We start from the raw sequence: 6,882 nt of genomic DNA, 5'->3' as shown, positions 1-6,882 counted from the left end.
GCCCGGGGGGGGGGGCCCCCCGCCCTGCCCCGTGCGGTGCCGCGCTGCGGCGGCGGTGCGTCAGCCCTGTACGATGTCGCCGCCCGCCTGCCCGGCGCCCTCAGCCGTTCCTGCCTTCTCACGCATCTTGCGCACCAGCTCCGCCTTCTGGTCGGCTGCACCCTGGCGGTCGAGGTTGCGGTGCGGACCGTTGTTCTGCCGTTCGGCGCGGGACTGCCTCTTGCGCTGGCCACCGCCCATGCCCACGGGGTTGTTGATGTTCTTGCTCACGGTCGTGGGTTCTCCCGGTGGTGAAGTGAAGTGAAGTGAAGTGATCTACGGATTCATCGGTGGGGGACGGGCGGCGACGTCGAAGGACGTCAGCAGGGGCCCATCACGCGCTCACTCGTAAATCGGGGTCTGGAAGAACATGGCAAAGACGTTACCCGGTTCCGTCGGCCCTGCACACCAACCTTCTCGCCGCCCCCGCGTCGGCCGGGCCTTCGGCGAGCGCCCGGGGCCGACCGGTTCCTTCGGAATCCCAGCACGCCAGCACCCGCCAGCACCCGCCGGTCGTCGCCGCCCGCCCTGTCCAGATGGGCGTTGCCGGGCCGCGGGGGCGTTGCCAGTGGTCGCGAGCACACTGATGGCATGAGAGGTCATCTCACTTGCGTCCCGCCGTTGCGGGACAACCCTTGGCTCGGGCAGCGGCGATTCACCTGCCGATCTCCCTCATGGGCCGCAAGCTGTTCGTCCGCTGGACCCTGTCCGCCGTGGACAACGGAGACCTCCACTTCAACCAGCCCAAGACCGAGGCCAGCCGCGCCTGGATCAGCCTCTCCCCCAGAGTCATGACCGCCCTCCACCGCCAGGCCGCGATCCAGATGGCCGCCCATCCAGCGGGCCGGCTGGAGGGCCTGGTCTTCGCCAACTCGGATGGATCGCCCCTGCGGCCCCAGTGGGTCCTCGACCAGCTCCGCAAACGCACCGCCGAACTCGGCCTGCCCCGGATCGGCCTGCACGACCTGCGCCACACCGCGGCCAGCATCATGATCGCCGAGGGCATCCCCATCGCCGTCATCTCCAAGACCCTGCGCCACGCCACCCTGGCGACCACGATCAACCTCTACGGCCACCTCCTCAAGGACTCCGCCGACCAGGCCGTGCTCGCGTTGGCCCAAGCTCTCGACCGGGCCGCCGTCGGGCGGAGTCCGGCCCCCGGGCCTGGCGAAGTCTTCCAGCGGGCGGCGTAGCCACGCGTCGAACGACTTCGGCACTACGGCTTGGAACCGAGCGCGGGGCGTCTCTGGCCGGAGCGCCGGTCAGAGACGCCCAAGCCTCGTGTCAGCGGCAGGGAGCTCGTCTTCCTCAAGGTCCGGGCCCAACGGCTTCCGCCGTGAGTTCTCCGGACCGCGCCACGGGCCGGGTGCCGCCCTCGTCGTCACCACGGCCATCGCCGAGTCCACGCACACCCTCGGCATCATCCTGACCAACCACGCAGACACCCCCGTGACCGCCGACATCGACGACCGACTCGACCCCACCCGCGGGGAAACCCACACCGTGGACGCGGGCAGGACACTCACTCTCCAGCACGACACCGACGCCGCCCACGGCTGGTACGACCTCACCCTCACCGTCGACGGCGTGCCCTCCTACAGTCGCCGCCTCGCCGGGCATCTGGAGGACGGTAAGGAGAGCATCGCCATGGGCCCGCCGCGAAACCTCTGGTCCCGGTGCACCGAGCTGGACCGACCTTCGGGGATCGGTCCCCTCCCGGACAGCCGGAGAGGGGACCGATCGGCCGTGCCGACGGGGTCAGTGCACCGTGTCCGCCTGGTCGGGGATCACCGCCCCCCGGTCGTCCCGGACCGGGGCCGCCGACCTCTAGGTGGTCCTGCCGATGAGCCGCTGGACGGAGTCCGGCGGGGCGGCCTCCTTGTCCTTGACATGGGAGTCGGGGATCGCCGGCCCGTAGACCTGGCGCATCGGGAGCACACCGCCCCAGGCGTTGCCGTGGTCCCAGTCCCAGTCCTCCTGGGTCTCGTGCTCCGGCTCGGCGGCGTGGTGCCGCTTGAGGCGCACCACCGTCGTGTTCTCCGTCAGGCTGATGGAGAGGACCCCGACGGTGGGGGTGTGCTGCTTGTCCGAGTCCAGTTCGCTGACCTTGCCGCCCTTGCCGTCCTTGATCGGGCGCAGCTCGGGCCACCGGCCCGGGATGACCTGATCGCTGAGCGCCTCGAACGCCTTCGCCCGGTCCGCCGGATCGACCGTCCGGGCGATGCCGTCCACCACCACGGAGCGATAGTTGAGGGAGGTGCTGATCGCCGCCCGCCCGACGAGCAGGCCGTCTAGCACGGTGACGGCCAGGCAGACGTGGACCCCGGCGTCGTTCCACAGCTGCCGAAGTGAGGGCGCCAGCCCGGTCTGCGGCGGCCAGTAGACGGAGCCGTGCAGGTAGAGGCGCCGCTCGTCCCCCTCCTCGTGGTAGGCGTAGACCATGGGCACGCACCTCGGCCCGCCCGTTTCGGGGTCGACGTGGGCGAGGGTGCAGACGTAGGCCTGTTTGAGGACGGCTGTGGCCGCCGCCAGGTCGGCCGTCTCCTCCGTCCGCTTGAGGTGACCGCTCATCCGCTCTTCTTCTCGGCGTCCTCCTGGGCCTTGGCCAGGATGGCCTGGGCTGCGCTCTCGGGGTCCTGGCCGTGGAAGGGGCGGTCGAACAGCCAGTTGTAGAGCATCTCCCGGCAGATCCGCGGCTGGTAGGCCGGCACTTCGTGCCCGGAGTCGGGCACCGCGACCTGGGTGACGTTGTTCAGGGTGCGGACGAAGCCCTTCGGGTGGCCCTGCGCCTGCTTCCAGATCAACCGCGGGGCCTTCTGCCAGCCGTCCTTCATGATCTCGTCGAGGATCTCCTCGGTGCTCTGGTAGCCGCAGGCGGTGTCGAAGTCCCCGGTGTAGAGCAGGACCTTGTAGTTCTCCTTCGCGTGGATGAGTTCGGTGTACAGCGGCGAGGCGTCCGCCATGTTGTCGGCCTTCAGCGCGATGGCCACCGGACCGGAGTTGTCCTCGGACTTCCACTCGTGGTCGGCGTGCAGGGCCTCCTTGACGGCGGCGCTGTTGAGGTAGGAGCCCAGTGCACCCGCGGACAGGTCCTCCCAGCGCCGTACGTCGTAGACGTCGAAGTCGCCTCCGTAGGCCAGGATCGCGTTGACCAGGCCGTTGCCGAGATCGGTGGCCTCCTCCATCCTGCCGCCGCTGATGGCGTCCTGGAAGTGCTTGTACGAGGATTCCAGGATGTCTTTCTGGCCCTTGCCGAGGAATCCGGACGCGTAGGCGTAGTCGATCATGACGCGGATCGAGAGTTCCGGGGTGATCCAGCCGTTGCCTACGGAGATCCCCTTCAGATTGACGCGCGTTCCGGTCTTCGCGAGGTTCTTCTGCTGGATCTTCTGGGCGATGTACGGCACGTACTTGCCCGCGTAGCTCTCACCGCAGACGTAGAGGGGGCACTGCTGGTACTCCGGGTACGTTTCGAGGAACTGAACCAGCGCCCGGTGGAACATCTCACTGAGTTCGTCCTCGTCCTGGACGTACGTTCCCGACTTCTTGCAGTAGCTGTATCCCGCGCCGACCGGCTGATCCCAGTAGATGACGTGGGCTTCCTGGTTCCAGGAGTCGGGGCTGACCGAAATGGTCCCGGCAGCGTCGTCACCGATGCGCAGCGGCCCGTTCTCCAGGAACAGCCCCAGGAGCGACGATGCGCCGGGACCGCCGTTGAGCCAGATCAGCAGAGGGGCCTTCTCGATCAGGTCCTTCTGCTTGTCGGCGTCGACGTGGGGGTCGCAGGTCTGGCTCTCGAAGAACCAGTAGAACAAGCGGCTGCTTTCGGTGCCGGGGCCGTCGACGTCCGCGTACCCGGCGTAGGAGCGGACCGTCTTCGGGACTCCTTCGTCGTCCTTCTTCTCGGGGTCGGGATAGAAGTGGATCGTCTGGGTGTCGAAGGCGTTCGCCGGGATCGAGTAAACGGGCTGACGAAGCATGGTTCACTTTCCGTTTCGGGAGGGAGGTCAGGACGTCGGCGTGACGCGCCCGGGCAGCGGGCGGACGTAGCGCTCGAAGTGGCGCTCGGTGTGCGCGACCTCTTGGAGGACCCCGATCCGCTGGCCCATGAGGAGCTGGAGCGCGGGGAACCGCTTCTCCTCGAACAGCAGGATGTTCAGTGAACCGCCGTACTGGAAGTAGCCGATCTCGTCGCCCTTCTTCACGTCGACCGGGTCCGACTCCGCCGTGATGTTGCGGAACGGATCGAGGAATCTCACGGAGCCGATCGAGTTGAGGCCGACGGGCACCAGGGCGACATAGCCTTCGCCGTCCGGTTCCCCGAGGTGGTCCACGTAGGGCGTCTTGATGATGGCGTATCCGCGGCGGAAGTCCTCGAACAGGCTGTAGTCGTACCCGTAGCCGACGTTCCCCTTGTTGAGCAGGTCGGGGAAGTCCCGAATCCCGTAGTAGACGCCGCCGACGTCGTCGCGGGCTTCGACCACCTCGCCGCCGACCGGGGCGTGGTAGCGGTGGTAGGTGTCAGGCATGAGGATGCACGACACGGCCGTGCCGCCGATGAACTTCTCGGCGTACTCGGAGCCGTCGAGCAGCCTGCTGACACTCATGGTCACGGCCGCCTTGATCGGGAGCGGCGTGTCGGGCGCCAGATTGTCGACGATCATGTTGATGACGCAGTCGGTCGGGGCGGTCACGACGCTGGGGTCGTCGGGGTGGTCGATCGGCCGCTTGCCGGGCTTCAGTTCCCTGATGAAGAACTTGTTGAGGGTCGACCAGTCCCCCTTCTTGAAGTCCTCCATCCGCTTCTCGCCGAGTTCGTCGATCCACTGCTGAACCAGTTTCTCGGAATCCTCGGAGTCCATCTGCCGGCCCTGCAGCTGTGTGAAGTCCGCCAGTACCTCACGCCCTGATTCGCTGGTCACGAATGCGAGTCCCGCGGCGTTCTCGTAGCTGATCCAGCTGAATTTGCGGATGTATTTCAGTCCGTCGGAGATGGGCTGCTTCCAACCCCAGTCGTACCATTCGACGAAGAATTCTGCCAGGGTCTTTCCGGTCGCCCCTCGCCAGTCCTTGTAGACGTCCGAGTCCGGGTACACCGTGGGCGGCGTCAAACCCCTGATCGCCGCATCGAACTTGCGCCTGAAATCGCTTTTCTCGTCGTCGTAGAGCGCCTCGACCTTCTTCTTGAACTCCTTGATGTTCTGCGACTCCATGTCCTGCGTCCTTCCGTTCGACGGGACCCCCTGGGCGCTGCCCTCTCACCAGTACGTCCCGCTCCCTGAAGAACCGCACCTGCGGCTACTCCGTTCGTCTAAAAACCACCTCCGCCCGGCGGTACACCCCGCATCGCTCCCGGCTGCGGAGGGTCCTGAAGTGGCAGACCCGCAGGGGCACTTCGGCGCGAGAGGCCGATACCGGCGGTGGACGCGCCGGGCGGTCTCGGGCACCTGCGACCGCCCCGGTGGCGACCACCCGGCGTGATCCGAAAGGCGTGCCCCAGGTGCACACGAAGTCGGCCGGGCCGACTTCCTGTGCACCTTCCTCAGCATCCCCGATCGAAGATCGCCCGCGGCCACAAGCACCGGCTCGCGGCGGCGTTGCTCACCCACACCCTGGCCAGCGGTCGGCTGGCGAAGGGCCGCCCGGTACCGGTACGCCCGGTACACCGCCAAGAAGCTCCGGGTGTGCGTGCCCGACCCTGAGCACTCCGCGTACTTCGACGGCTGGTACTGGCAGGACCCCACGGTGACCGACCAGGGCTCGCACATCGAGGGCATCGGCCGGCCCAGGGTCGAAGCCTCGTTCGTGCCCACCACGGTCAACCGCATGATCCGCGTCGCCGACGCGGCGTCGGTCGCCACCATGCGCCACCTCTCCGACCGGACGGAGTGGGGCATCCACGCCGGGCCCTCGACCGGAACCGGCGTGTTCAGCGCGATCCGGATCCTGCTCGGCATGAACGACGGCCACCAACTCGGAAGCGTCGCCACCGTGATGTGCGACCCGGGCGACCGCTACACGAACGAGTACTACAACGACGCCTGGCTGGCGGATCAGAAGATCGCCTACAAGCCCTGGTACGCCACCATCAAGGACTTCTTCGAGAACGGCGTCTGGGCCCCGCCCACGTCCGTTCCCCCCACGCCTCGCCCCACGACGGCCATGTGGAACATGTAGCACCTACGCGCCAACGAGCGGGGGGGGGGGCGGGGGGGGTGAGGGGGGCCCCGCCCCGGGTGTGCCCCGCCCCCGGGCCCGTTCACGGATTCCCGTCGGGATCGGGACCGGCTCAGCCGCCGTCGCCCTTCACCAGCGGGACCATCGCGCGGGCCGCCGGCGACGGGAGGCCCGAGCTGACCGGCAGTCATGATTCCGGGACGCGGAGGCCGGTAGGCCTTTACGGTGAGCAGGCGGCACCTCACAAGTGGTGCTCTGTTCGGGGGCTTTGACCAGATCCGGGGGGATCATGGCGTACTTCGTGGAACTGCCCGTCGGCTCGGTGAGCGACGGGCAGGACGTGGTCCGGGTGGAGATCGAGCAGGTCGGGGAAGGGCTGGTGCAGGTCGCCCGGCCCGGACAGGTGGTGGCTCGGGCGACACGCTCGCTCGGGGACATGCTGGCCGGGGTGCGTCCGGTCGCGCAGGACTTCATCGAGGGGTTCCGGGGCCTGGCGCACGCCCCGGACGAGATCAGCATCGAGTTCGGCCTGTCCTTGTCGGCCGAGGCCGACGTGGTGATCTCCAGTACCGCCGCAGAGGCCAACTTCAAGGTCTCGCTCACCTGGAACCGGCAGCCCACCGAGGCATCGGCGCCTCCGGCGGCTTCGGACCCGGCCTAGTGTCC

7 protein-coding genes and 1 pseudogene are annotated in these 6,882 nt (G+C 67.9%); 4 read left to right on the top strand and 4 right to left on the bottom strand.

Annotation, left to right across the window (positions count from 1 at the left end; genetic code table 11):
- Positions 1-60: 60 nt before the first annotated feature.
- A complete protein-coding gene (locus ACFV6I_RS07465) occupies positions 61-270 on the bottom strand; it encodes a DUF6243 family protein (protein WP_380423863.1) in 210 nt (69 codons plus the stop codon).
- A gap of 443 nt (positions 271-713) precedes the next feature.
- Between ACFV6I_RS07465 and ACFV6I_RS07460 the strand changes: the two genes are divergently transcribed.
- Together ACFV6I_RS07460 and ACFV6I_RS07455 are read left to right on the top strand one after the other, a co-directional pair.
- Positions 714-1,232 (top strand): tyrosine-type recombinase/integrase, encoded by a 519-nt coding sequence (locus tag ACFV6I_RS07460; RefSeq protein ID WP_063352005.1) that lies wholly within the window; start codon positions 714-716, stop codon positions 1,230-1,232.
- An 88-nt stretch (positions 1,233-1,320) separates the two neighbouring features.
- Positions 1,321-1,647: pseudogene (locus ACFV6I_RS07455) on the top strand (phospholipase domain-containing protein); the annotation flags it as partial.
- Between the two features lie 219 nt (positions 1,648-1,866).
- Here ACFV6I_RS07455 and ACFV6I_RS07450 read toward each other — a convergent pair.
- Genes ACFV6I_RS07450 through ACFV6I_RS07440 form a run of 3 tightly spaced genes read right to left on the bottom strand, consistent with a single transcriptional unit; the run spans position 1,867 to position 5,252 of the window.
- Positions 1,867-2,610: a pyridoxamine 5'-phosphate oxidase family protein gene (locus ACFV6I_RS07450; RefSeq protein WP_380423862.1), complete on the bottom strand. Its 744-nt coding sequence runs from the start codon at positions 2,608-2,610 to the stop codon at positions 1,867-1,869.
- Positions 2,607-4,019: a hypothetical protein gene (locus ACFV6I_RS07445; protein WP_380423861.1), complete on the bottom strand. Its 1,413-nt coding sequence runs from the start codon at positions 4,017-4,019 to the stop codon at positions 2,607-2,609. The genes ACFV6I_RS07450 and ACFV6I_RS07445 overlap by 4 nt, the downstream gene beginning before the upstream one ends.
- Before the next feature lie 27 nt (positions 4,020-4,046).
- Complete coding sequence (locus ACFV6I_RS07440) at positions 4,047-5,252, bottom strand: phosphatidylserine decarboxylase (protein WP_380423860.1); 1,206 nt, start codon at positions 5,250-5,252, stop codon at positions 4,047-4,049.
- A 475-nt stretch (positions 5,253-5,727) separates the two neighbouring features.
- Here ACFV6I_RS07440 and ACFV6I_RS07435 point away from each other — a divergent pair, with 475 nt between their 5' ends.
- Both ACFV6I_RS07435 and ACFV6I_RS07430 read left to right on the top strand, forming a co-directional pair.
- Positions 5,728-6,216 carry a hypothetical protein gene (locus ACFV6I_RS07435; RefSeq protein ID WP_380423859.1) on the top strand — a complete coding sequence of 163 codons (489 nt, stop codon included), beginning with the start codon at positions 5,728-5,730 and terminating at the stop codon, positions 6,214-6,216.
- Positions 6,217-6,505: 289 nt separating this feature from the next.
- The gene (locus ACFV6I_RS07430) at positions 6,506-6,877 is read left to right on the top strand and encodes a CU044_2847 family protein (protein WP_380423858.1); all 372 of its coding nucleotides are present in this window, start codon (positions 6,506-6,508) and stop codon (positions 6,875-6,877) included.
- Positions 6,878-6,882: the final 5 nt, after the last annotated feature.

Source organism: Kitasatospora sp. NPDC059803, from assembly GCF_042732255.1.
Taxonomy (GTDB): Bacteria; Actinomycetota; Actinomycetes; order Streptomycetales; family Streptomycetaceae; genus Kitasatospora.
The sequence above is the reverse complement of the archived record's forward strand: the minus strand, read 5'-3'. Positions and strand labels throughout refer to the sequence as shown.

Excerpts from the sequence above, each read along its gene's own strand:
- ACFV6I_RS07460 (WP_063352005.1), top strand. The coding sequence starts at position 714 with ATGGGCCGCAAGCTGTTCGTCCGCTGGACCCTGTCCGCCGTGGACAAC.
- ACFV6I_RS07450 (WP_380423862.1), bottom strand. The coding sequence starts at position 2,610 with ATGAGCGGTCACCTCAAGCGGACGGAGGAGACGGCCGACCTGGCGGCG.
- ACFV6I_RS07445 (WP_380423861.1), bottom strand. The coding sequence starts at position 4,019 with ATGCTTCGTCAGCCCGTTTACTCGATCCCGGCGAACGCCTTCGACACC.
- ACFV6I_RS07440 (WP_380423860.1), bottom strand. The coding sequence starts at position 5,252 with ATGGAGTCGCAGAACATCAAGGAGTTCAAGAAGAAGGTCGAGGCGCTC.
- ACFV6I_RS07430 (WP_380423858.1), top strand. The coding sequence starts at position 6,506 with ATGGCGTACTTCGTGGAACTGCCCGTCGGCTCGGTGAGCGACGGGCAG.